This window comes from Streptomyces spinosisporus (genome assembly GCF_022698145.1).
GTDB lineage: Bacteria > Actinomycetota > Actinomycetes > Streptomycetales > Streptomycetaceae > Streptomyces > Streptomyces spinosisporus.
This window is the reverse complement of the sequence record NZ_JALDAX010000011.1, coordinates 133697-158161: the sequence shown is the minus strand read 5'-3', so window position 1 is coordinate 158161 and position 24465 is coordinate 133697. Positions and strand designations below refer to the sequence as shown.

The following is a 24465-nucleotide window of genomic DNA, read 5'->3' as shown; positions in this document are numbered from 1 at the left end:
TCGGATATCTCCCTGCTCCGAGTATGTTGACGCTGGAAGGAAATCCCACCTACATTCGCCGCACTCCTCGTCGGTGCGGACGGGACGGTCCGGCGCCGCGAGGAGCGTGGCCCCCCACCCACGTGCCCGTTGCCTGCAGTCGCGCCCTGACGGAGTACACACATGGCTCGTCCAGCTCGACCCTCACGTCTGAGAACGCTGACCTGTGTCACCGCACTCGCGGTGGCGCTCGCCGTGCCCGCCGCCGCGCGGGCCGACGCCCCGGCCGACGCCCCCGGCGCCAAGGCGTCCGGGAACACGACCGCGCCCATGGTGGCGGCCAAGCCGTACATGGGCTACAGCACCTGGAGCCTCGAATCGACCAACTTTCCCGGCTACGGCGGGGAGAACTGGGTCACCGAGACCAACGTCCTCAAGCAGGCCGACATCCTGGCCTCCAAGCTGAAGTCCCACGGCTACGACTACGTGAACGTGGACGCCGGCTGGAACGTCGACAACGGCAAGAACGTCGGCGACGCCTACGCCCGGCCGGCCGCGGACCTCAAGAAGTTCCCGCACGGCATGAAGTACGTCGCCGACCAACTGCACCGCAAGGGCCTGAAGTTCGGCCTCTACCTCGCCGTGGGCCTCTACCAGGACTACTACAACGACGGCAAGACGCCGATATACGACGCCCCCGGCTGCACCACCAAGGACATCGTCTACCCGGACCTGCGCAAGACCAGCGGCTGGGACAACGTCTCCTACCAGCTGAACTTCGCCAGCCCCTGCACCACCAAGTACATCCAGTCCGTCGCCGACGAACTCGCCTCCTGGGGCGTGGACTTCCTCAAGATCGACGGCGTCGGCCCCGGTTCCAACCAGGGCGACGAGGCGCACAACAACGTCCCCGACATCAAGGCCTGGCACACCGCGCTGCAGAAGACCGGCCGGCCCATCCAGTTCGTCCTGTCCTGGTCGCTCAGCCACAACCAGGCCGACGTCTGGAAGGCCAACTCCAACGGCTGGCGGGTCGACACCGACGTCGAGTGCTACTGCGACACGCTGGTGACCTGGAACAACTCCGTGAAGGGGCGCTGGAACGACGTCGTGCCGTGGATCGACGACGCCGGACCCGGGCACTGGAACAACCTCGACTCCCTCGACGTCGGCTCCGGCGTGATGGACGGCATCAACAACGTCGAGCGGCAGAGCTACATGACGCTGTGGGCCATCGAGTCCGCACCGCTGTACATCGGTGACGACCTCACCAAGCTCGACCCCTACGGCCTCAAGCTGCTCACCAACGACGAGGTCATCGCCGTCGACCAGGCGGGCAACCCGGCCAGGCCGGTCAGCCAGAAGACACCCCAGCAGGTCTGGTACGCCCGTAACACGGACGGCAGTTACACCGTGGCCCTCTTCAACCTCGACAAGGGCTACTCCGATGTGACGGCCGACTTCGGCGACCTCGGCATCAGCGGCAAGGCCGCGGTCCGCGACCTGTGGAGCCACAAGAATTTCGGCTCGGTCCGTGGCCAGTTCACCGACAACCTGCCGCCGCACGGCTCCCGCCTGCTGCGGATCACCCCGCGCGACACCGGCAAGCACCCCGGCGTCCCGCTCGCGGTCCACGGCACCAAGTCGACGGCCACCAGCGTCTCGCTCGACTGGCTCCCGGTGAACTCCGGTACCAGGACCACCGGTTACGACGTCTACGCGAACGGTTCGAAGGCGGCCACCGTCACCGGTACCTCGGCCACCGTCGCCGGCCTCAAGGCCGGAACGGACTACTCGTTCACCGTCGTGGCCCATGACGCCAGGGGCCGGACGTCCGCACCCAGCAAGGCGGTCGACGTCACCACGCCGGCCGCGGGCGGACCGGTCTCCTACGAGGCCGAGGCCTCGGCGAACACCCTCGGCGGCAACGCGTCCGTCTCCGACTGCTCCGAGTGCTCGGGCGGCAAGAAGGTCGGCAACCTCGGTGGCGGCGGATCCGTGGCGATCAACCACGTCACCGCGCCCAAGGACGGCACGTACCTGATGAAGCTCGACTACACCGACGGCTCCTCCGGCCGCACGATCATCGTGACCACGGGCGACACGTCCTTCCAGGTGCCGCTGCCCGGCAGCAACGACAACAACTGGGGCAGCCCGCAGTCGATCACCGTACCCGTGCCGCTGAAGGCCGGCGAGAACACGATCGGCTTCGGCAACCCCTCGGACTACGCCTCCGACGTGGACCGGATCACTCTCTGACCGCCTCCCCGGTCCGACCGTTCCACCCGTCCGACAGCAGATCCGACACCTCGTCCGACATCTGATCCGACATCTGATCCGACACCTGAGGAGGTGCCGTGGTGGTCACATCACCGGGCAAGTTCACGACGCCGACCACACCGCCGTCCGCCGCGGTGACCACCACGGCCACCGCCTCCGGCCCAACCCTCCACGCCCGCAAGGCCCGTAGTGCCCGCACGCCGGGCCGCTCCACCCCGACCAGGTCCGCGGCGGCCCGCCGCCGCGACCTGCCGGCCGCTCTTGTGCTCATCCTGCCCGCCGTGGCCGGGTTCGCGGTCTTCTTCGCCTATCCGACCCTGCGCGGCATCTACCTCAGCTTCACCGACTTCCACGTCCTCAGCCCGCCGCAGTGGGTGGGACTGGCCAACTTCCACCAGATGTTCGGCGACGACGTCTTCTGGCACTCCCTCCTCGTCACCGTCTACTTCGTCGCCCTGTCGGTGTTCTTCGGCACCCTGATCTCCCTGGTGACGGCCGTGGTGCTGCACCGGGTGACCCGTTCCTCGCTCCTGCGCGGCGTCATCCTGCTGCCCTTCCTGATCTCCAATGTCATCGCCGCGCTGGTCTGGCAGTGGATGCTCGACCCCAGCCTCGGCATCGTCAACAGCGTCCTGAAGCACCTGACCGGGCACTCCATCCTCTTCTTCGGCAGCGGCGGTTGGGCGATCCCCTCCCTCGCCGCGATCAGCGTGTGGAAGTGGATGGGCTACTACGCCCTGCTGATCTTCGCCGGACTGCAGACCATCCCGCCCACGATCTACGAGGCCGGCCGGGTGGACGGCGCGAGCGAGATACAGATGTTCCGGCGGCTGACCGTGCCCCTGCTGCGCCCCATCCTCGTCATGGTGGTCGTCCTCACGGTGATCAACTCCTTCCAGGTGTTCGACATCGTGCAGGTCACCACCCGGGGCGGCCCGGCCAACGCCTCGAACGTGCTGCAGATGTACATCTACGACAAGGCCTTCCGGCAGTTCGACTTCGGCTACGCCGCCACCCTGTCGCTGGCCCTGTTCGCCCTGCTGATCACGGTCACCTTCACCCAGCTGCGGCTGGCCCGCGCCAACGAATCCGACCTGAACTGAAGGAGGCCGTCATGGCAGTCACCCTCGCGCCCGGCCGGGCGGCCACCGCGAAGCACCCCACCGGCAACACCTCCCGCCGTGTCCCGCTCGGCAGGGTCGCAGCCTGGATCTACCTCGGTGTCGTCGTCCTGGTCACGCTCTTCCCCTTCTACTGGATCCTGCGTACCGCGCTGTCCAACAACTACAAGCTGGCGACCAACCCGTCCTCGCCGCTGCCGGTGGGCTTCACCTGGGGCGCCTTCGAGCGGGTTCTCGGCATCGCCTCCACGGCGGACGCGCAGGCACAGGGCGGTTCGGGCGCCTCCATCGACATCGCGCTCTATCTGCGCAACTCGCTCGTCTACGCGTCCGTACAGACCGTGCTGATCGTCCTGTTCTCCGCGGCCGCCGCGTACGCCTTCTCCCGGCTCCACTGGCGCGGGCGCAATCTGGTCTTCAACATCCTCATCGCCGCGCTGATGGTGCCGAGCGTCTTCACGCTGCTGCCCAACTTCGTCCTCGTCAAAGACCTCGGGCTGTCCAACACCTTCGGTGGGCTGATCCTGCCGGGCGCCCTCTTCCAGGCCTTCACCCTGTTCTTCCTGCGGCAGTTCATGCTCGGTCTGAGCAGCGAGGTCGAGGAGGCCGCCATCATCGACGGCGCGGGTCCCTTCCGGATCTTCTTCCGGATCATCCTGCCGATGTCGTCCGCGCCGATCGCCACCGTGTCGCTGCTGATGTTCGTCAACGCGTGGAACGACTACTTCTGGCCGCTCCTGATCACCAACAGCGAGAACGTGCAGCCCCTCACGCTCGCGCTCGGCGTCTTCAAGCAGTCCTCCCCGCAGGCCGCCCCCGACTGGGCGGGCCTGATGGCCGCGGCCCTCGTCGCGGCCCTGCCGATGCTGCTGCTGTTCCTCGCCTTCGGGAAGCGCATCGTCAACTCCATCGGCTTCTCCGGTCTCAAGTGACCGCCCGTACACCGCGATTGGACGGCACAGCCATGTCCCCCAGCGACCTGGTGCTGAAGTGGCCCGCGCCCGCGGCCGCGTGGACCGAGGCCGCGCCTGTCGGCAACGGCCGGCTCGGCGCGATGGTCTTCGGCGGCTCCCATCGGTGCCGCGTCCAGATCAACGACTCGACCGTGTGGTCCGGCACGCCCGGCGGCCCGGCCGCCGCCCTCGCCGCTGTCCGCGCGTCCGGCGCGGGCCCGCAGCGGCTGGAAGAGGCCCGCTCCGCGCTCCGCGGCGGCGACCACGACCGCGCCGAGGCGTTGATGACGACCTTCGAGGGCCCCTACAGCCAGGAGTATCTGCCGTACGCCGACCTGTACTTGACGGTGACGGGCGGCGAGCGGGCCGCCTATCGCGGAAGAACCCTCAACCTCGACACGGCGGTGGCCGAGGACGGTTTCGCCCTCGGCGCCCTCGACACGGGCACGGTCCGCCGCCGCGTCTGGGCCGACGCCGTCACCGGCACCCTGTGCACCACGCTGGACACGGACGGCGGCACCGTCGACCTGTCCGTCGAACTGTCCACCCCCCTGCGCGAGGTCCACCGCTCGGCCGCGCCGAGCGGCCTCGCCCTCGGCGTCGAGATACCGGTGGACGGCGCACCCGCCCACGAGCCCCAGGTCTCCGAACCCCTGCGGTACGCCGACGGCCCCCTCGACGGCTACGAGCCGTTCGGCGCCCTCGCCCTGGCCCTGCACACCAATGGCACGGTCACCGTGCACGAGGGAAACCTGCACGTCACCGGCGCATCCCACGTCCTGATCACGCTCTCCTCGTCCACCAACGCGGCCCGGCACTGGCGCGGAGAGGACCACGCGGACCGCGCCGAGCATCTGGCAGTCGCGAGCGACATCGCCGCCCGGGCCGTCGCGCAGGGCGCCGACCGCCTGCTCGCGCACCATGTGACCGATGTGCGGGGCCTGCTCGGCGGCACCGCCCTGCGCGTCGGCCCGCGCCGCTCCGGCGTCCACGACGTCGCCCTCGACGTCCTCGGCGGGGACGACGAACTCCTCACCGCCACCGTCCTGTTCCAGTTCGGCCGCTACCTCCTGGCCACCGCCTCCCGCCCGCACGCCGGTCCCCCGGCCAACCTCCAGGGCATCTGGAACGCGGACCTGCGCCCCGCCTGGTCCTCCAACTACACAGTCAACATCAACACGCAGATGAACTACTGGGGCGCGGAGGCGGCCGGCCTGAGCGCCTGCCACGAGCCCCTGTTCGACCTGCTCGACCGGGTGGCCGCCCAAGGCGCCCAGGTGGCACGGCAGTTGTACGGCGCCCGGGGCTGGGTGGCGCACCACAACACCGACCTGTGGGGCTGGGCGCTACCGGTCGGCATGGGCCACGGCAACCCCTCCTGGGCGCTGTGGATGATGGGCGGCGCCTGGCTGTCCCAGCACCTGTGGGACCACTACGAGTTCACCCGCGACCTGGGCTTTCTGCGCGAGCGTGCCTGGCCGCTGCTCAGTGGATGCGCCGAGTTCCTGCTGGACTGGCTGGTGGACGACGGCACCGGATACCTGGACACCCTCCCGTCCACCTCTCCCGAGAACCTCTTCCTCGTCGACGGAACCCCGAGGTCGCTGACCTGGTCGGCCGCGATGGACATGGCGCTGACCCGGGCCACCTTCGAACGCACCCTCAAGGCTGCTGAGTTGCTCGGCCTCGACACGCCGCTCACCGACGAGATACGTGGCGCGCTGCCCCGCCTGCGCCCGCCCCGGATCTCGACGCAGGGCCGGTTGCAGGAGTGGTCCGAGGACCTGCCCGAGGCCGACCCGCACCACCGGCACCTGTCGCACCTCATCGCCGTACATCCACTGGGGCTCGTCGATCCGGACACCACGCCCGAACTGGCCGACGCGGCACGGAAGTCGATGGACCGCCGTGGCCCCGGTGCCATGGGGTGGTCATGGGCCTGGAAGACCGCTCTGCGGGCACGGTTGAGGGATGCGGCGACGGCACGCTCTCTGATGCTGGAAGCGAGCCGCCCGCTCGACGGGGACTGCGCGGTCGACGCCCCGGTCGACGGCTCCCGGTGGGGCGGACTGCTGCCCAACCTCTTCTCCACCCACCCGCCCTTCCAGATCGACGGCAACTACGGCTTCATGGCGGCCATCACGGAGATGGTGCTGCAGAGCCACACCGGCACCGTTCATCTGCTGCCCGCGCTGCCCGCGCAGTGGCCCGACGGCCGGGCCACGGACCTTCGCTGCCGCGGAGGGCTCGCCGTCGACTTCACCTGGGCCGACGGCGCTCCGAGCGCGGTGACCGTACGGCGGCTCGCCGGTGACGGCACCGAGCCGGTCCGCGTCCGGTACGGCACCCACGAGTGCGAGGTGCGCCTCCCGGTCGGCCATCAGGTCGAGCTGGATGCCGGTCTGCGGCCCCGAGGGGAGGCGGTCCCGTGCTGACCGAGCAGGACGTCCCCGAGCTGTTCGCCTACCGCAGCACCTACCGGGAGCCGGCCGACTTCGACACGTTCTGGAAGGACACCCTCGCGCAGGCGCGCGCGGAACGGGAGGCCTCACTGGAGCTGACGGAGGTGGCCACCGGTCTGGAGACGGTCGACGTCCATGACGCCGTCCTCCCCGGCTTCGGCGGCCACCCCGTCCGCGGCTGGCTCAGGCTTCCCCGCCACCGCGGCGGCCCACTGCCCGCCGTGGTGCAGTTCCATGGCTACGGCAGCGGTCGCGGCGCTCCCGTGGACGACCTGTTGTGGGCGTCCGCCGGGTACGCCCATCTGCTGGTGGACGCCCGCGGTCAGGGCGGCGCCTGGGCGGGTGGCGGCGGGACGCCCGACCCGGTGGGCAGCGGACCGGCGTATCCGGGCTTCCTCACCCGGGGCGTCGAGGACAAGGAGACGTATGTCTACCGCCGGGTCTTCACCGACGCCGTTCGCGCCGTCGAGGCCCTGCGCGGCCGTACCGACCTCGTGGATCCCGCGAGGGTCGGCGTCGTCGGCCCCAGCCAGGGCGGCGGCATCGCCCTCGCGGTCGCGGGGCTGATCCCCGATCTGTCCGCCGCCCACTTCCAGGCGCCGTTCCTGTGCGACATCCGGCAGGCCACCCGGCTCACCGACGCGGACCCCTACGCCGAGATCATCGGCTATCTGGGCGCCCGCCGGGACCGCGTGGAGCAGACGTTCGCCACGCTGAGCTACTTCGACGGGCTCGCCTTCGCCCGCCGTGCCACCGCCCCGGCCTGGTTCTCCGCCGGGCTGCGCGACGAGGTGTGTCCGCCGGTCACCACCATCGCCGCCTACCACGCCTACGCCGGCCCCAAGCAGCTGCGGCTGTGGGAGTTCAACGGCCACGACGCCGGCGGCCCCGAAGACCTGGCCATCGCGCTCGGCGCGTTCGCCGCGCTCCTCAAGACGTCGTCCCGTCCCCCGGTGGTGCCGTCCCCAGCACCTCCTGTGTCCCCCTGAAAGAAGGACCGATGAAAAGAATCAAGGGAGTTCGAAAGACCGTCGCGCTGGGCGCCACGCTCACGCTGGCGGCGGTGCTGTCCGCGTGCTCCAACGGCTCCTCCTCCGCCGGTGGTTCCAAGACCCTCAACTGGTGGACCTGGGACGACAAGCAGGCCGCCGCGTACAAGGTGTGCGCCACGGACTTCGAGAAGGCCAACCCCGGCGTCACCGTGAAGATCACCCAGTACAACGTGGCCGACTACTTCACCAAGCTGACCGCGGGATTCGTGGCGGGCAACGCACCCGACGCCTTCCAGAACAGCGTCCAGTACTTCCAGGCGTACGCCTCCCAGCACCAGTTGATGCCGCTCGACGACTTCATCTCCAAGGACAAGTTCGACCTGTCGCGCTTCTCGGTCGGCGTGGACGCGTGGAAGTTCACCGACGGCAAGCAGTACGCCCTGCCCCTGGACTGGGCAGCGACCGGCATCTACTACAACGAGGACGCCCTCAAGAAGGCGGGCTACACCGCGAAGGACGTCGACTCGATGACGTGGAACCCCGACGACGGCGGCACACTGGGCAGGATGATCGCCCATATGACCATCGACGACAAGGGACGCCGCGGTGACGAGAAGGGCTTCGACAAGTCCCACGTCAAGACGTACGGCTACGGCGAGGTCGCGGCCAAGGACTTCATCGGGCAGACCACCTGGAGCCCGCTGGTGGACACCACGGGCTGGCGCCTGGGTGACAAGGCGTCCTGGCCCACGGTGTTCAACTACGGCGATCCTCGGTTCGTGAAGACCATGGACTGGATCCGCTCCCTGACCGACAAGGGATTCGCGCCCAGGATCGGCCAGTTCACCGACAGCGTCAGCGACGTCGACCTGCTCTCCTCCGGCAAGGTCGCCATGGAGAGCGCCGGTTCGTGGGAGGCCGCGACGTTTGTGAAGGTCCCCGGCCTCAAGGTCGGTATCGCGCCCACCCCGTACGGTCCCGACGGCAGGACGCGGGCCGTGCTGAGCAACTCCAACGGCAACAACATCTGGGCCGGCACCAAGAACGCGGACCTGGCCTGGAAGTGGGTCTCGTACATGGGCAGCGAGGCCTGCCAGTCCAAGGCCTCGCAGACCGGCACCTTCTTCCCGTCGATCCCGGCGTCCATGGACTCCTCGGCCAAGGCGCTGGCCACGAAGGGCGTGGACCTGTCCGTCTTCACGGACATGATGAAGAACAAGGTCCTCTACCCGTCCCCGGTCTACGGCAACGGCGCCGCACTGCAGGACGCGCTGGAACCGCTGTTCCAGGCCTACTTCGCGGGACAGAAGGGCGACTCGGTGTTCACCGAGATGCAGTCCAAGAGCAAGCAGCTGCTCGCGAAGAACTGAACCCGTCACCCCGTTGAAAGGCAGGACTCTGCATGTCGGACACCACCGCGCGGATTCACACCCTGCGCGCGGCAGGCACCGCACTCGTCGTGCAGCTCACCGAGCCGGTGCCCAGAGTCCTGCACTGGGGGGCCGATCCGGGCGAGCTGTCCGCGGACGCCCTCGCGGCCCTCGCCCTGACGGCCGAGCCCGCCGTGCTCAACAACTCCATCGACATTCCGCGCCGGTTCACCGTCTGGCCCACGGAGGCGGACGGGTGGTCGGGCACACCGGCCCACGAGGGCCATCTGGCCGGCACGTTCACCGCACCGAGAATGGGTCTCGCCGATGCCTCGTACCGTCCGCGGGCCGAGGGCGGGGAGCTGGACCTGCACCTCACGGACCCCGGGGCCGGACTCGACGCCACCGTCACCTATGTGCTGGAGCCGTCCGGGGTGCTGTCCGTGCGGACCACGCTGACCCGCCGTGCGGACGCCGACCCGGCGCCGTACGACCTGGCGCAGGTCACGACGCTGCTGCCGCTGCCCCGACGGGCCGCGGAGATCCTGGACTTCACCGGCAAGTGGAGCCGGGAGCGCTCACCGCAGCGGCGGCCGGTGGGCTTCGGCACCCATGCCCGGGAGATACGGCGGGGCAAGCCCGGTCTGGACTCGCCGTATCTGATGACGGTCGGTGTGCCCGGGTTCGGTTTCCGTACCGGTGAGGTCTGGGCGGTGCATGTCGCCTGGAGCGGCGACCAGCGCTATCTGGTCGAGCAGTTGCCGGAGGGCGCGGGCACCCACGCCGCCGTCTTCGGCGGCGGCGAGCTGTTGCGGGCCGGGGAGATCCGGCTCGCTCCCGGGGAGTCGTACACCACGCCCGTGTGTCACTTCGCCTGGTCCGACCAGGGGCTCGACGGGCTTGCTGAACGCTTCCACAGCCTGGTGCGGGCCCGTCCCGTCCATCCGCGCTCCGCCCGCCCGGTGATCCTCAACAGCTGGGAGGCGGTGTACTTCGACCACGACCTGGACCGGCTGCTGCGGCTCGCCGACAAGGCGGCGGAGGTCGGCGTCGAGCGTTTCGTGCTGGACGACGGCTGGTTCCGCGGGCGCCGCTCGGACAATGCCGGGCTGGGCGACTGGACCGTCGACCCCGTGGTGTGGCCCGAGGGACTGACCCCGCTGGTGGACCATGTGCGGTCGCTCGGCATGGAGTTCGGGCTGTGGGTCGAACCGGAGATGGTGAACCTGGACTCCGATCTGGCCCGCGAGCACCCCGACTGGGTGCTGGGTCCGGCCGGCGGGGTCGGCCCGTCCGCCCGCAACCAGCACACACTCGATCTGTCCAACTCCGAGGTCTGGCAGCATCTGCTGGACTCGCTGGACGCCCTGGTGGAGAAGTACGGCATCGCCTACCTCAAGTGGGACCACAACCGGGAGCTGCACGAGAGCGTGCACACCGCGGCCGACCGGCCCGTGGCCCATGCCCAGGTGCTCGCCTTCTACCGGCTGGTCGACGCGCTCAAGGCGCGCCACCCCGGCCTCGAGATCGAGAGCTGCGCCGCCGGGGGTGGGCGGGTGGACCTGGGCGTCCTGGAGCACACCGACCGGATCTGGGCCTCGGACTGCAACGACCCCGTGGAACGCCAGGCCATCCAGCGCTGGACCGGGCAGCTGCTGCCGCCCGAGCTGATCGGCACGCATGTCGGCCCGGCCACGAGCCACACCACCGCCCGCGTCGGCTCCGACTCGCTGCGGCTGGCCACCGCCCTGTTCGGGCACGCCGGCATCGAACAGGACCTCACCCGCTGCTCCCCGGAGGAGCTCGCCCGCATCACCGCCTGGACGGCGCTCCACCGCGAGCTGCGTCCGCTGCTCCACGGCGGCCGCACGGTCCGCGCCGACCTCGCCGACGAGGCGACGCTGCTGCACGGAGTGGTCGCGCACGACGGCTCGGCCGCGCTCTACTGCTGGGCGCGGGTCGCGACCTCACCGGAGGGGCAGTACGGGCGGGTTCAACTGCCCGGGCTCGCCCCCGAGGCGACCTATCTCCTCCGTGTCCGCACCGAGCCGGGTCTACCGTCCTTCCACCAGGTGTCCGGTCCCGTCTGGCTGTCCGCCGCTCTCGACGGGGGGCTCACGCTGCCCGGCTCGGTCCTGACCGTGGCGGGGCTGCCCATGCCCAACCTCAACCCCGGTCAGGCGCTGCTGCTGGAACTGCGCAGGACCGCGGAGGCGGAAGTGTCCTGATCACCCGGTCCCGGAAGCGCAGTTGGCCCCTTCTACGCGGATCCGCTCAGCCGCAGTTCGGCCTTGACGGCCGCTTCGTCGTGGCTGAGCGGGCCGCTCCGGGTCAGTAGCCGGCCGGCCTCCTCCACGGCGAGGGCGCCCAGTTCGCGGGTGTCCAAAGCCACGGTGGACAGGGGCGGTTCGACGAGCGTGCCGAGTCGCAGGCCGTCGAAGCCGATCACGGCGAGGTCCTGGGGGACCTGCCGCCCGAGCCTGCGCGCGGCACGCAGGGCCCCGATGGCGATGATGTCGTTGAAGGTGAACACCGCGGTCACATCGGGGTGTTCGGCCAGGAGCCGCTCCAGTGCGTTCTCCCCGCCCTCGATGCTCTGGTCCGCGCGGCTCACCGTGCCGGAGTCCAGTCCGCAGGCGGACATGGCGGCGTCGAACCAGGTGTGGCGGATGCTCGGCTCGGACCGGGCCGCGTGGTCGAGCATGCCGATGTGCCGGTGTCCCGCGTCGACGAGGTGCCGGATGGCGGCGTGCACGCCGGCCTCGCCGTCGATGCGGATCGCGCTGAACCGCTCGGCGCGCTGCTCGCGGTCGATGAGCACCACGGGGAGCCCGCGGGTCAGCTTGTCGATCTCGTCCTCGGGCAGGGTCAGATACCCCACGACGGCGTCCACCTGTGAGGCGATGACCTCCAGTGTGCCGCGCTCCTCCTCCACGCGGTCGCCGGTGTCGTAGACGACGACATGCCAGCCCCGGGCGCGCGCCGCCTCCAGCGCGGCGGCGGCGACCTCGGTGAAGAACGGGTTGAGCAGATCGGGTATCACCAGACCGACACTGGTCGTGTCCTGCCGTACGAGTCCCCTGGCGAACCGGCTGGGGCGGTAGCCGAGTTCGAGGGCCGCGTCGAGGACGCGCTGCTTGGTGGAGGCTTCGATCTCGCCCTTGTCATTGAGCGCCCGCGACACGGTCTGCCGGGACACCCCGACGGCACGCGCCACATCGTCGATCGTCACCCGGCGCGGGCCGGTCCCCGACGACGCCATCATTCACCTCCGTCTGTGTGACTCCGGAGCCTTGACACTTGTCCGTACATCAGCGCAGACTCCCAATCACTTCGCTCCCGTGAGCGCTCACGTTACCGCTCACGGCCTGTTGTTCCAACCCACTCAGCACCCGCCACCAGTCGTTCTCCGGGAACGGAAGACATGAGCAACACAGCCAGGCGCACTCGCCTCGCCGCCCTCGCCGCGGCCACCGGTATCGCCGTCCTCGCCGGATGTTCCTCGTCCGACTCCTCGGACAAGGCCTCCGCGCCCTCCTGCAGCCCCGCGAAGGGGAAGGTCACCCTGCAGTACTGGAACACCGTTCCGGGCATGGACAAGGTCGTCGACCTCTGGAACAAGAAGAACCCCGACATCCAGGTCGAGACCAAGAACATCTCCAACGACCAGTACGGCATCCTCGGCAACGCTCTCAAGGCGGGCAAGGCTCCGGACCTCGCCCAGGTCGGCTACGACGAGCTGCCCAACCTGCGCACCCAGAACGCCTTCGTGGACGCCTCGGCCTGCTCGGCGGCCGGCGCGGCCAAGTCGAAGTTCGTGCCGTGGACCTGGTCGCAGACCAGCTTCGACGGCACCGGCGTGTTCGCCCTCCCGCAGGACACCGGCCCCATGGCCCTCTTCGTGCGCAGTGACCTCTTCAAGAAGTACGACATCGCCGTCCCGAAGACATGGGACGAGTACGCGGCCGCCGCGCAGAAGCTGCACAAGGCGAACCCCAAGCTCACGATCACGTTCTTCGACCCGAACAACGCCGAGTGGTTCAACGGGCTCCTGTGGCAGAACAGCGCCAAGATGTACGGCTATGCGGACGACAAGTGGCAGGTCACCGTCGAGTCGGAGCAGAGCAGGCAGGTCGCGGACTACTGGCAGAAGCTGATCTCCGACAAGCTCGTGCGCACCGACCTGGCCAACGGCTCGACGCAGATGTACGCGGCGTACCAGAAGGACCAGATCGCCAGCTACGTCGGGGCCGCGTGGGGCTACAGCATGTTCCGCGACAACCTTCCCAAGCAGGCCGGGAAGTGGAGCGTCGTGCCGATGCCGACGTGGGGCGCGAACGGCTCGTCCGGTGACTGGGGCGGTTCGACGGTCGCGTTCATGAAGGGCGGCAAGCACCTGTACGAGTCGGTGAAGTTCAACACCTGGCTGAACACCGACCCCGAGGCGCTCGCGCTGGAGAACAAGCTCGGCGGCCTCTACCCCGCGGCCAACGCCGGTCTCCAACTGCCCGCGCTGTCCAAGGGTGTTCCGTACTACAACAGTGAGAAGATCTTCGACGTCTTCGCCGCGTCGTCCAAGAAGATCGACACCAGCTTCGCCTGGGGCCCCACCCAGAAGACGGTGAACCTGGCGCTGCAGGACGCGATGGCCAAGGCGGCCGCCGGTGACGGCACGTTGGACGACGCGCTCGCCAAGGCGCAGGCGGCCGCGCTGAAGTCCATGAAGGACCAGGCCATCCCGGCCACGGCGGGCAAGTGACCGCAGCATGACGGACATCGCCACCCGCACCACCCGCACGCCTTGTGCGGTCGAGCCGCCCAGGGGTCGTCGCCGTCCGAGCGGCGGCGGCCCCCGGGCCGGTACCGTCCTCGCGTTCGTCACCCCGTTCTTCCTGCCGTTCGTGCTCTTCTATCTGGTGCCGGTCGGCTACGCCCTGTGGCAGAGCTTCCGCGTGGTGCGGCGCTCCGGCGGGCAGTACGGCACCTCGTACACGACGTTCGGCGGCTTCGAGCAGTACGTGCAGGTCTTCCAGAACACCGAGTTCTGGGCGAGCATCGGGCGCATCGGTCTGTTCGGCATCGTGCAGGTGCCGGTCATGCTGTTCGTCGCCCTGGTCATGGCGCTGCTGCTGGACACTCCGCTGCTCAGGCTCAAGGCGTTCTTCCGCATCACCGCGTTCATGCCGTACGCCGTGCCCGGAGTCATCGCCGCGATCATGTGGTCGTATCTCTACTCGCCCCAACTCAGCCCGGTCGTCGACCTGTTGGACGGCATCGGGCTCGAGCCCGACTTCCTCGGTCCGGGCGCCGTCCTGTGGTCGGCGGCGAACGTCTCCACCTGGCTGTGGACCGGCTACAACATGCTGATCATGTACTCGGCGCTGCAGTCGATCCCGCAGGAACTCTACGAGGCCGCGCGGATCGACGGTGCGAGCAACTGGACGATCGCCTGGCGGATCAAGGTCCCGATCATCGCCCCGTCGATCGTGCTGACCACGGTCTTCTCGATCATCGGCACGCTCCAGCTCTACGCCGAACCGGCCGTGCTGCGCCAGATCTCCTCGAACATCTCCAGCACGTTCACGCCCAACATGCTCGCGTACGCGGTGGCTTCCGGGAACAACTACCAGCAGGCCGCGGCGATTTCCGTGGTCATCGCCGTCATCACCTTCGTCCTGAGCTTCGGGTTCATGCGACTGACCGCCAAGAGGGCCGGACTGTGAGCACGCCATCCACGATCCGTGAAAGCCGCGTCAGCCGTACGGCCGTCATGGCGCTGATGTTCCTGCTGGCCGTGTACTTCCTGCTGCCGGTCTACTTCCTGATCGTCGCGGCGACCAAGCCGCAGGGCGATCTCGCCTCCACGAACGGCCTCGCGTTCTCGCACTTCAACCTGTTCGAGAACCTGCGCATCCTGTTCACCCGCAGCGACGGCGTCTTCGGCCGGTGGGCGGTCAACACCGTCATCTACGCGGTGCTGGGCGCGGCCGTGGGCACGCTGATCTCCGCGCTGTGCGGATACGCCCTCGCCAAGTTCCCGTTCCGCGGGCGTGAGTTCCTCTTCTCCGTCATCCTCGGCGGCGTCCTCGTACCCACCACCGCGCTGGCCCTGCCGCTGTTCCTGCTGTTCTCGGCGACCGGGCTCGTCAACACCTACCTCGCGGTCTTCCTGCCGAGCATCGTCAGCCCGTTCGGGGTCTATCTGGCGCGGATCTTCGCGAACGCCGCGGTTCCGCAGGAGCTGATCGAGTCGGCGCGGCTGGACGGCGCGGGCGAGTTCCGCACGTTCTTCTCGGTGGCGTTCAAGCTGATGACACCGGCCCTGGTGACCGTCTTCCTGTTTCAGTTCGTCGCCATCTGGAACAATTTCTTCCTGCCCATGGTGATGCTGCAGAAGGAGTCGCTGTTCCCGATCACACTCGGCCTGTACGAGTGGAACGGCCAGACCGCGCGGGCGCCGCTGCTCCAGGAGTCGGTGATCACCGGTTCGCTGGTGTCGATCGTGCCCGTGATCATCGTGTTCATCCTGCTCCAGCGGTTCTGGCGCTCGGGGCTCGCCGCCGGCTCCCTCAAGTGACGCCCGCCCCCGCACAGAAGGTGTCCGACACCATGCCCGACTCCGCCGTGTTCGTACCCCACTTCCACTGGGACCGGGAGTGGTACGAGCCGTTCCAGGTCTTCCGACACCGGCTCGTCACCGCACTCGACACCGTGCTGGAGACGGCCGAGGCGGACCCGGACTTCCGGTTCACCGTCGACGGACAGATGGCCGCGATCGAGGACTACCTGGAGATGCGCCCCGAGAACCGCGAGCGGGTGGTGGCCCTGGTCCGCGAGGGCCGGCTCGCCATCGGGCCCTGGCTGATCCTGCTCGACGAGTTCCTCTGCTCCGGCGAGACCATCGTGCGCAATCTGCAGATGGGCCGGGCGGCCGCCGAGCGGCTCGGCGGCGCGATGTCCGTCGGCTATCTCCCGGACATGTTCGGCCACATCGCACAGATGCCGCAGATCCTGGCCCGCGCGGGCGTCGAGCACACAGCGCTGTGGCGCGGTGTGCCCGGCTCGGTCGACGGCCATGCCTTCCGCTGGCGCGCGCCGGACGGATCGGAGGTGCGCGCCGAGTTCCTCTTCGACGGCTACGACAACGGCCTCGACGTCCTGCTGGTGCCCGACCGGATCGGCAGCGCGCTGGACGAGTACGCCCGGATGACGGCCCAACGGTGGGGCAAGGACCCGGTGTTGGCGATGGCGGGCACGGACCACAACGCGCCGGACCCGCGGTTGGCCGAGTGGCTCAGGCGCGCGTCGAGCAAGGAGCGGCCGATCACTCTCGCGTCGCTCGACGAGTACGTCCACCGGCACGTGCGCGACGAGACGGCCACGGTCGTCACCGGTGAGCTGCGCAGCCATGTGCGCGGCAACATCCTGCCAGGTGTGCTGTCCGTGCGGCTCGGGCTCAAGCAGCGGATGGCCGTCGCCGAGCGCACCGTCGACCACGCGGAACGCATGAACGCCCTGTGGTCCGCACGCGACGACTCACCGTTCCTCGCCCTGGCCTGGCACAAGATCATCGAGTCGACGGCCCATGACTCCGTGGTCGGTTCGGGTACCGACGAGACCTGCGACCAGGTCGCGGCACGACTCGCCGAGGCCGCGCAGACGGCCCGCGCCGTGCGCGACGCCGCGGTGGCGGAACCCGCGGCCCGGGTCCCGAGCGACGGCCATCTGGTCGCCAACCCGCTGCCGTCGGCGCGTACGGCACTGGTCGAGGTCGATGTCGTGGCGCCTGCGCACGGCTCGGACCTGGTCGCGGCGGCCGCCGACGGCTCGGCACACCCCGTACAACTGGTGTCCCAGGCCCCGACCGTGCTCAGCGACGAGCGGATGGACGCCTCGCACCTCGAACGGGTGCTGCGCCGCATCCATCGCAGAGAGCTGTTCGGGCTGCTGATCGACCACTACGAACTCACCCCGAACTCCCTGGTGTTCCATCTCGCCGAAGTGCCGACGAGTGGACCGTTCGATCTGATGGTCCTGCGCCGCGAGGTCGCCGACGCGGCAGCGGCGCATCCGGGCGAGTGGCGGGTGCGGACGCTGGCGCAGGCCCGGGCGGCCGCACTGGTACCCGTGCACGTCCCGGCCTCCGGACTGGCCGCCTTCCGGGTCGAGGCGAGCGACCGTCCCGCCGCCCCGGCCATGGGGTTCGCGCCCGCGACCGCGCGTTCACGCGCGCTGTCCAACGGACTGGTCGAGGTCGAGGTCGCCGACGACGGCACCCTGGACGTGACCGGGGAGGACGGCACCGTCCTGTACGGAGTCGGCCGCCTGGTCGACGGAGGCGACCGCGGCGACAGTTACAACTACGCTCCCCCGGCGGCGGATTCACTCGTGTCCGAGCCGGTGCACATCGCCGTCGACGTCCTCGAAAGCGGGCCGCTGCGTTCCAGGTTGCGTGTCACACGCGTCTACGAGTGGCCCGCCGCGCTCTCCGCCGACCGTGACGTGCGCGCCGACCAGGCCGTGCGGACGCCGGTGGAGATGCTGGTGGAGGTCCGCGCAGGCGAGCCCTACGTCCGTGTCTCCACCTCGTTCCTCAACCGGTGCGCGGATCACCGGCTGCGCTTCCATGTGCCGTTGCCCGAACCGGTGACCGGTTCCGCGTCGGCAGGGCAGTTCGCCGTCACAGAGCGAGGTCTCACCGCGGAGGGCGGTTGGGGCGAGTACCCGCTGCCGACCTACCCGGCGAGCACCTTCGTGTCGGCCGGTCCGGCCACGGTGCTGCTCGACCACTGCGGCGAGTACGAGGTAGTCGACGACGGCTCCGCGCTCGCCCTCACCCTGCTGCGCGCCATCGGCTCGATCAGCGTCAACATCCATCCGCTGCGTGACGAGCCGGCCGCGAGCGAGATCCCGGTGCCGGGAGCGCAGGAGTTGGGCATGCGGATCGAGCACCGGTTCGCCGTCGTGCCGTGTGCCGCCGGCTGGCAGGGCGCCGACGCCGTCGCCCTCGCCGAGGAGTTCCGCAACGACGTGCTCGTCGCCCGCGGGACCGGGCCCGCGGGCGGCCCCCTGCCCGAGGACGCCACCGGCTTCCGGGTCGACGGCCGGGGCGTCCATGTCTCCGGCATCCGCCGTGTCGACGACGACGCGCACGGCACCGGCACCGGCACCGAAGCCGGCACTGAGATGCGGCTCGTCGCGATGAGCGACACCGGCTCGACCGTTCGCGTGACCGGACCGTTCACCGAGGCCACCACGGTCGATCTGCTCGGCCGGCCGATCTCCCCGGAGCAGGTGCGGGACGGGCTCGAACTCGCCCTCGGCCCCTGGGAGATCAGGACCGTCGTGTTCAGATGACCGCCCTCCTCAGATGACCGCCCTCCTCAGATGACCGCCGTGCTCAGATGACGTTCAGCTCCCCCACCGACAACACCTGTTGCCACCAAGAAAGTTGTGACCTCTTGCCTTCCGAGCTCTCCGCACTTGTTTCGGACACCGCACCGGGGCGCGGCGCACTGCGCCCCGCGCGCTCGTGGCTGCACTCCGACGCTCCCTCCCTCTCCCTCAACGGGTCCTGGCGGTTCCGTCTGTCTCCCACGGCATCGGCGGCGGAGGACTTCGCGGCCGACGCATTCGACGACGAGGGCTGGGACAACATCCCCGTGCCCTCGCACTGGGTGCTCCAGGGCGACGGCGCCTATGGCCGGCCGATCTACACCAACGTCCAGTTCCCGTTCCCGATCGACCCGCCGTACGTCCCGGACGAGAACCCCACCGGCGACTACCGCCGCCACTTCGCCCTGCCCACCGACTGGTCGGACGCCGAGCGTATGGTGCTGCGCTTCGACGGGGTCGAGTCGCTGTTCCGGGTGTGGGTGAACGGCGTCGCGATCGGCAGCGCCAGTGGCAGCAGGCTGGCCCATGAGTTCGACGTCACCTCGGCCGTGCGCCCCGGCGACAACGTCGTCGCCGTCCGCGTGCACCAGTGGTCCGCGGCCAGTTACGTCGAGGACCAGGACCAGTGGTGGCTGCCGGGCATCTTCCGCGATGTCACCCTGCTCGCCCGGCCCGCGGGAGGCATCGAGGACGTCTGGCTGCGCACCGGCTTCGACAACGGACGCGGGCGCATCGACCCGGAGGTCGTCGCCGACGAGTCCGCCTTCCCCGTCACCCTGCGCGTCCCCGAACTCGGCGTCGAGCAGGTCTGGGCCACGCCCGCCGACGTGGCACCGGTCGAGCTCGCCGACGTCGAGCCCTGGTCGGCCGAACAGCCGCGCCTGTACGAGGCGACCGTGTCCTCGGCCGCGGAGAGCATCGCCCTGCGGGTGGGTTTCCGCACGGTCGAGATCCGCGGCGACCGGTTCCTGGTCAACGGCCGACGCGTGGTGTTCCACGGGGTCAACCGCCACGAGACCCACCCCGAGCGCGGCCGCGTCTTCGACGAGGAGCACGCCCGCGAGGACCTGGCCCTGATGAAGCGGTTCAACGTCAACGCCATCCGCACCAGCCACTATCCGCCGCATCCCCGGCTGCTCGACCTGGCCGACGAACTCGGCTTCTGGGTCGTCCTCGAATGCGACCTGGAGACACACGGCTTCGGCACGGTCGACTGGGTGGGCAATCCGAGCGACGACCCCACCTGGCGCCCCGCGCTGCTGGACCGCATCGAGCGCACGGTGGAGCGGGACAAGAACCACCCCAGCATCGTGATCTGGTCGCTCGGCAACGAGGCGGGCACCGGCAGCAACCTCGCCGCCATGTCGGCCTGGGTCCACGCCCGCGACGCCGAGCGCCCCGTGCACTACGAGGGCGACCACGCCGGCGAGTACACGGACGTCTACTCACGCATGTACTCGACGGTGCCGGAGACCGAGCAGATCGGCACCGACGGCTCAACTGCGCCCCTGCTCAACTGCACGCCCGCGCAAGGCGCCCGGCAGCGCACCAAGCCGTTCCTGCTGTGCGAGTACGCGCATGCGATGGGCAACGGACCGGGTGGGTTCGACCAGTACGAGGCGCTGGTGCACAGGCATCCGCGGCTGCACGGCGGCTTCGTCTGGGAGTGGCGCGATCACGGCATCCTGACGACGACCCCGGACGGGACCCCGTTCTACGGCTACGGCGGTGACTTCGGAGAGGTCGTGCACGACGGCAACTTCGTGATGGACGGCATGGTGTTGAGCAACGATGTGCCGACGCCGAGCCTGTACGAGTTCAAGGCGGTCGTGCAGCCGGTCGGATTCACCTTCGAGGCCGACAAGTTGGCCGTCACCAACCACCGGCATTCGGCCGACACGTCGGATCTGCGCTTCCGTTGGCGTGTCGAGCATGATGGAAGGCTCGTGGAATCCGGCGACCTGGACGTCCCCGTCGTCGCGGCGGGCGGCTCGGAGTGGGTTCCCCTGCCGCCGGTCGCGGTGGCCCCGGACGCCGAGACATGGCTCACGATCGACGCGGTGCTGGCATCGCCGACCGCTTGGGCACCCGAAGGTCATGTGATCGCAACTGCCCAGCTGGACCGGACGGTTCGCCGCCCCGCCGTGCCCGCGGCCCGAGTCCGCGGCGACTGGCGGCCGAGTGACGGAACGGTGGCCCTCGGCATCGCGGAGTTCGTCGGCGGTTCCCTCGTCCGCCTCGCCGGCCGGGCCGTCTCGGGCCCGCGGCTGGAGCTGTTCCGCGCGCCGACGGACAACGACGAGAGCGGGGCCGGCACCGTCGTGGGCAGTGACGACAGCACGGCCGGGGTGTCCAGCGCCGACCTGTGGCGAGGCGAGGGTCTCGACCGGCTGACCACGCGACGGCTGTCCGTGGAAGGTGCGGAGGACGCCCTGCGCACCGTGGACAAGGTCTCCGCGGCGAACTCCGCGCTGTCGGTGCTGGTGGAGTCCGTCTGGTCACTGGAGGACGGTGAACTGGAACTGCGGGTGGAGATCGAGCCGTCGCGCGGCTGGCGGACGGTCTGGCCACGGATCGGGGTCCGCTTCGAGCTGCCCGACGGCACGGCCCCCGTCGACGGGGCCGAGTGGTTCGGGCTGGGCCCGCTGGAGTCCTACGCCGACAGCCTGCGCGCCGCGTACACGGGCCGCTTCTCCTCCACCATCCGCGATCTCTCGGTCGACTACGCACGCCCTCAGGAGACCGGACACCGCTCACACCTGCGTCAACTATCACTGAAGTGCGGTGACTTGGAGACGCTGCGCATCGTGGCCGTGCCGGACACCCAGGGCCGCCGACCCGGCTTCACGCTGAGCCGTCACACCCCGCAGCAGATCGCACGGGCCGAGCACCCCTTCGAACTGCCCGACTCGACGACCAGTCACCTGATCATCGACGCGGCCCAGCACGGGCTCGGTTCACGGGCCTGCGGACCGGACGTATGGCCCGAGTTCGCACTGCGACCGGAGGCCCGCACGATCAGGCTCCGTATCACCGCTCCCAGGTGATCGAGGGCGGTGTCGGCCGCAAGGCGGGCGACGTCTCCATGGCGGGCGGCATTCAGCTGCCTGCCGTGGGGCGCGCCCGCCACAGGTCCCGCAGGAGCGCGATCTCGGCCATGTGGTGGATGAATTCGAGGTTCATGCCCGACAGCACGCAGATGTACGGCTCGTCGGGGTTGGAGCCGTACGGGTACTGCGAGAACCCGACCGTGTCCAGTTGCCCCTCGGTGACGGTGGCGACGCTCTCGCGCCAGCGGTCGACCGTCGCCCAGAACCGCTGCAGTGCCAGGGCGGAATCGGGGGTGAAGTCGACCAACTCGTGCGGGTCGCGCCGCCGTTCGCCGAAGGTCCACTCCCAGTCGCCCGCGAAGTTGGAGTGCAGATGCCCGAGCCGCCACGCGATCGTGGTGACCGGAGCGGCGTCCGGCTGCACCGGGCCGGTGTGGGCGAGGACCTCCTCGACCCGCTGCGTGCTCACGCTCCAGTCCTTCGCGATCTTCTCGATCGTCATGCCGCCCGCGACGTCCCGGGCGATCTCGGCGTACTCGCTCGCCGGGATGTCGGGGGCACCCTTGTCGAGCACCCACTCGCCCGGCCCGAACGCCCTGGGCGTCGTCGCCTCGCTCCGGCGCCGGATCGACCAGGATCCGGGCACCGGCTCCCACAGGTACTCCTCGTCACCGAGACCCGTGAGCCGTACCTGTGCCATCTCCCTGGCCATGTCGAACTGGTCGAGCAGAATGCCGAAACGGTCGGTCCGTTCGCCGCTGGTCTCCATGCCCACTCCCCCATCGTGGTCAACTGCCCGGCTCCGCCAGCCGGAGGCTAACGGCTCCGCCGTCTCGGGCGCGACGGATTTCCGCGACCGCGGTGCGCCTCGCGAACCCGTGACGGATGCTCAACTCCCCTCTCTCAGCTATTACTTCACATCTTGACGAAAGTGGTCCGGACCTTTAGTTTCACCGGGCGAACCCCACCGCGTGCGCGCGCTCGTCGGTTCACACGGTGACCAGCCACCCGTAGGAGTCGACATGCGCAATCCCCTCACGCGGGTCGCAAGGACCCGCAGGACGGCGATCGCCGCCGTCCTCGGCGCGATGGCCCTGGTCGTGGCGCTCCCGGCGCAGGCCGACGCCAATGTGCTGACGCTGCTGCCGCAGAACGCCGACGGCCTGGAGCAGAGCTTCTCCCCCGCCTACGACTACGACGGCGACGGCGACGGCTGCTACGCCACCGCGGCCATCGGCGCGGACGGCACCATCAACCCGGGCCTGAAGCTCGGCGGCGACGTCAACGGCCACTGCCACGACTACGCCCAGCTCGCCAACGCCAACACCTACTCGCGCGAGAAGTGCAACAACGGCTGGTGCGCCGTGATGTACGCCAGCTACTTCGAGAAGGATCAGGCCACACTCGGACCGGCGGCCATCGGCCATACGCACGACTGGGAGCACGTCGTCGTGTGGATCAACGACAACCAGGTCCAGTACGTGTCGGTGTCCCAGCACAGCGGCTACCAGGTGGCGGCCGCCTCGGCCATCCGCTTCGACGGCACCCACCCGAAGATCGTCTACCACAAGGACGGTGTGTCCACCCACGACTTCCGTTTCGCCAACTCCAACGACGACCCTCCGGAGAACGTGACCGGCGGCTGGTTCTACCCGCGGCTGGTGGGCTGGAACGGCTATCCGGCCGGCTACCGCGACAAGCTCCTGAGCGCGGACTTCGGTGCGGCCACCATCAAGATCAAGGACGGCGACTTCGAGTACGGCCTCGCCCACTCGATGCCGTCGGGCATTCCGTTCGACCCGAATGCCTGAGGCACGACACCCACTGGCTGATCAACTACCCACTGGCTGACGGCAACTGCCCACTGGCTGGTGGCAACCACCCACCGGCTGACGGCAACTACCCGATGTGGCGCAGCAGTTCGGCCACCGCGGGCGGTAGGTCCCCCTTCGGGTGAACGACCCTCATCCGCCAGGTCGGTGCGTGCGCTGTGAAGCGGCGCACCGACAGGTCGGGGAAGCGGGCGGCCAGCGAGGCGGGCAGGATGCAGACGCCGAGGCCGTGCCGCACCAGGTCGGTGGCGCCGAGGACGTCGTTCACCTCGAAGGCGGTGGTGCGTTCGACGGCGGCCGACCGCAGGGCCCGGTCGACCGAGGTGCGGATCGCCCAGCCCAGCGGGAAGTCCACCAGCGGCAGCGCGACGGCCTCGGCCGGCGTCACCGGCCCCTCCGGCAGCCGGGCCTCCGCCGGAGCGGTCACCAGGACCATCTCCTCCTGCGCGAGCGCCCTGGTGGCGAGTCCGCGGAGCCGGGCGGAGTCGAGGGCCACGACGGCCAGGTCGACGAGGCCCTCCCGCAGGTCGCGTGGAATGTCGTCCGCCGGGGCCTGCCGCAGTCTCACCGCCACGCCCGGGTGTTCCCGGTGGAAGGCGGCGAGCCCCGGGGCCAGACCGGCGTAGAGCCCCTGCATCACACCGACGGTGACCTCTCCGCTCAGCTCCTCCTGGGCCAGGGTCACCGCCGCGCGTGCCTCCTCCGCCGCCTGGAGGGCCGTACGCGCGGAGGACAGGAAGGCCCGCCCCGCCGGGGTCAGCGTCACCCGGTGCGTGGTGCGCTGGAAGAGCCTCGCCCCCAGTTCGTGCTCCAGTGCGCGTACCGTCCCGGAGACCGCGGACTGCACCACGTGCAGCCTGCGTGCCGCCGCGGTGAAGCCGCCCTCCTCGGCGACCGCGACGACGACCGCCATCTGCCGTAGCTCCATGCGTCCGCCTTCCCCGCGCTCATCGCTTGGAGAGATTACCGTTATCTACGATCATCTCGACCGAAGGGGAAGCGAGCACACCGGACACCTGTTGTGAGCGTC

Annotated in this window: 16 protein-coding genes; 13 read left to right on the top strand and 3 right to left on the bottom strand. The window is 69.6% G+C overall.

Annotated features, from left to right (window positions below; translation table 11 throughout):
* Positions 1–162: 162 nt before the first annotated feature.
* The 7 genes from MQN93_RS27135 (at position 163) to MQN93_RS27105 (ending at position 11385) form a co-directional block, all read left to right on the top strand.
* Positions 163–2238, top strand: coding sequence for a fibronectin type III domain-containing protein (locus MQN93_RS27135; RefSeq protein ID WP_242711616.1), 2076 nt, complete (start codon positions 163–165; stop codon positions 2236–2238).
* 98 nt (positions 2239–2336) lie between these two features.
* Entirely contained in the window at positions 2337–3362 is a 1026-nt protein-coding gene (locus MQN93_RS27130; RefSeq protein ID WP_242711615.1) for a carbohydrate ABC transporter permease, read from the top strand.
* An 11-nt stretch (positions 3363–3373) separates the two neighbouring features.
* Positions 3374–4312: a carbohydrate ABC transporter permease gene (locus tag MQN93_RS27125; RefSeq protein ID WP_242711614.1), complete on the top strand. Its 939-nt coding sequence runs from the start codon at positions 3374–3376 to the stop codon at positions 4310–4312.
* Between the two features lie 32 nt (positions 4313–4344).
* Positions 4345–6768, top strand: a complete 2424-nt coding sequence (locus MQN93_RS27120) for a glycosyl hydrolase family 95 catalytic domain-containing protein (RefSeq protein WP_242711613.1) — start codon at positions 4345–4347, stop codon at positions 6766–6768.
* The gene (locus tag MQN93_RS27115; protein ID WP_242711612.1) at positions 6762–7784 is read left to right on the top strand and encodes an acetylxylan esterase; all 1023 of its coding nucleotides are present in this window, start codon (positions 6762–6764) and stop codon (positions 7782–7784) included. The genes MQN93_RS27120 and MQN93_RS27115 overlap by 7 nt, the downstream gene beginning before the upstream one ends.
* An 11-nt stretch (positions 7785–7795) precedes the next feature.
* Complete coding sequence (locus MQN93_RS27110) at positions 7796–9157, top strand: ABC transporter substrate-binding protein (protein ID WP_016433009.1); 1362 nt, start codon at positions 7796–7798, stop codon at positions 9155–9157.
* A 32-nt stretch (positions 9158–9189) separates the two neighbouring features.
* Positions 9190–11385 (top strand): alpha-galactosidase, encoded by a 2196-nt coding sequence (locus MQN93_RS27105; RefSeq protein ID WP_242711611.1) that lies wholly within the window; start codon positions 9190–9192, stop codon positions 11383–11385.
* Between the two features lie 32 nt (positions 11386–11417).
* On the opposite strand, the gene MQN93_RS27100 is transcribed toward MQN93_RS27105, so the two are convergent.
* Positions 11418–12419: a LacI family DNA-binding transcriptional regulator gene (locus MQN93_RS27100; RefSeq protein ID WP_372504468.1), complete on the bottom strand. Its 1002-nt coding sequence runs from the start codon at positions 12417–12419 to the stop codon at positions 11418–11420.
* 162 nt (positions 12420–12581) lie between these two features.
* Here MQN93_RS27100 and MQN93_RS27095 point away from each other — a divergent pair, with 162 nt between their 5' ends.
* Genes MQN93_RS27095 through MQN93_RS27070 form a run of 5 tightly spaced genes read left to right on the top strand, consistent with a single transcriptional unit; the run spans position 12582 to position 21600 of the window.
* Positions 12582–13916, top strand: coding sequence for an ABC transporter substrate-binding protein (locus MQN93_RS27095; RefSeq protein ID WP_242711609.1), 1335 nt, complete (start codon positions 12582–12584; stop codon positions 13914–13916).
* A gap of 7 nt (positions 13917–13923) precedes the next feature.
* Positions 13924–14880: a carbohydrate ABC transporter permease gene (locus MQN93_RS27090; RefSeq protein ID WP_242711608.1), complete on the top strand. Its 957-nt coding sequence runs from the start codon at positions 13924–13926 to the stop codon at positions 14878–14880.
* Positions 14881–14927: 47 nt separating this feature from the next.
* Positions 14928–15734 (top strand): carbohydrate ABC transporter permease, encoded by an 807-nt coding sequence (locus MQN93_RS27085; protein ID WP_016433014.1) that lies wholly within the window; start codon positions 14928–14930, stop codon positions 15732–15734.
* Between the two features lie 32 nt (positions 15735–15766).
* Positions 15767–18514: a glycoside hydrolase family 38 N-terminal domain-containing protein gene (locus tag MQN93_RS43995; protein WP_278191216.1), complete on the top strand. Its 2748-nt coding sequence runs from the start codon at positions 15767–15769 to the stop codon at positions 18512–18514.
* 47 nt (positions 18515–18561) lie between these two features.
* Positions 18562–21600, top strand: a complete 3039-nt coding sequence (locus MQN93_RS27070) for a glycoside hydrolase family 2 TIM barrel-domain containing protein (protein ID WP_242711607.1) — start codon at positions 18562–18564, stop codon at positions 21598–21600.
* Positions 21601–21652: 52 nt separating this feature from the next.
* Here the strand turns inward: MQN93_RS27070 and MQN93_RS27065 are convergent, their stop codons facing one another.
* Positions 21653–22372, bottom strand: a complete 720-nt coding sequence (locus MQN93_RS27065; RefSeq protein ID WP_242711606.1) for a DinB family protein — start codon at positions 22370–22372, stop codon at positions 21653–21655.
* Between the two features lie 253 nt (positions 22373–22625).
* Here MQN93_RS27065 and MQN93_RS27060 point away from each other — a divergent pair, with 253 nt between their 5' ends.
* Positions 22626–23414 carry an NPP1 family protein gene (locus tag MQN93_RS27060; RefSeq protein WP_242711605.1) on the top strand — a complete coding sequence of 263 codons (789 nt, stop codon included), beginning with the start codon at positions 22626–22628 and terminating at the stop codon, positions 23412–23414.
* Positions 23415–23502: 88 nt separating this feature from the next.
* Here MQN93_RS27060 and MQN93_RS27055 read toward each other — a convergent pair whose 3' ends face one another.
* A complete protein-coding gene (locus tag MQN93_RS27055; protein ID WP_016433019.1) occupies positions 23503–24363 on the bottom strand; it encodes a LysR family transcriptional regulator in 861 nt (286 codons plus the stop codon).
* Positions 24364–24465: the final 102 nt, after the last annotated feature.

Bases quoted from the DNA above. Each gene is read 5' to 3' on its own strand.
- MQN93_RS27135 (WP_242711616.1), top strand. From the start codon at position 163: ATGGCTCGTCCAGCTCGACCCTCACGTCTGAGAACGCTGACCTGTGTC.
- MQN93_RS27125 (WP_242711614.1), top strand. From the start codon at position 3,374: ATGGCAGTCACCCTCGCGCCCGGCCGGGCGGCCACCGCGAAGCACCCC.
- MQN93_RS27120 (WP_242711613.1), top strand. From the start codon at position 4,345: ATGTCCCCCAGCGACCTGGTGCTGAAGTGGCCCGCGCCCGCGGCCGCG.
- MQN93_RS27110 (WP_016433009.1), top strand. From the start codon at position 7,796: ATGAAAAGAATCAAGGGAGTTCGAAAGACCGTCGCGCTGGGCGCCACG.
- MQN93_RS27105 (WP_242711611.1), top strand. From the start codon at position 9,190: ATGTCGGACACCACCGCGCGGATTCACACCCTGCGCGCGGCAGGCACC.
- MQN93_RS27100 (WP_372504468.1), bottom strand. From the start codon at position 12,419: ATGGCGTCGTCGGGGACCGGCCCGCGCCGGGTGACGATCGACGATGTG.
- MQN93_RS27095 (WP_242711609.1), top strand. From the start codon at position 12,582: ATGAGCAACACAGCCAGGCGCACTCGCCTCGCCGCCCTCGCCGCGGCC.
- MQN93_RS27090 (WP_242711608.1), top strand. From the start codon at position 13,924: ATGACGGACATCGCCACCCGCACCACCCGCACGCCTTGTGCGGTCGAG.
- MQN93_RS27085 (WP_016433014.1), top strand. From the start codon at position 14,928: ATGGCGCTGATGTTCCTGCTGGCCGTGTACTTCCTGCTGCCGGTCTAC.
- MQN93_RS43995 (WP_278191216.1), top strand. From the start codon at position 15,767: ATGCCCGACTCCGCCGTGTTCGTACCCCACTTCCACTGGGACCGGGAG.
- MQN93_RS27070 (WP_242711607.1), top strand. From the start codon at position 18,562: ATGACGTTCAGCTCCCCCACCGACAACACCTGTTGCCACCAAGAAAGT.
- MQN93_RS27065 (WP_242711606.1), bottom strand. From the start codon at position 22,372: ATGGAGACCAGCGGCGAACGGACCGACCGTTTCGGCATTCTGCTCGAC.
- MQN93_RS27060 (WP_242711605.1), top strand. From the start codon at position 22,626: ATGCGCAATCCCCTCACGCGGGTCGCAAGGACCCGCAGGACGGCGATC.
- MQN93_RS27055 (WP_016433019.1), bottom strand. From the start codon at position 24,363: ATGGAGCTACGGCAGATGGCGGTCGTCGTCGCGGTCGCCGAGGAGGGC.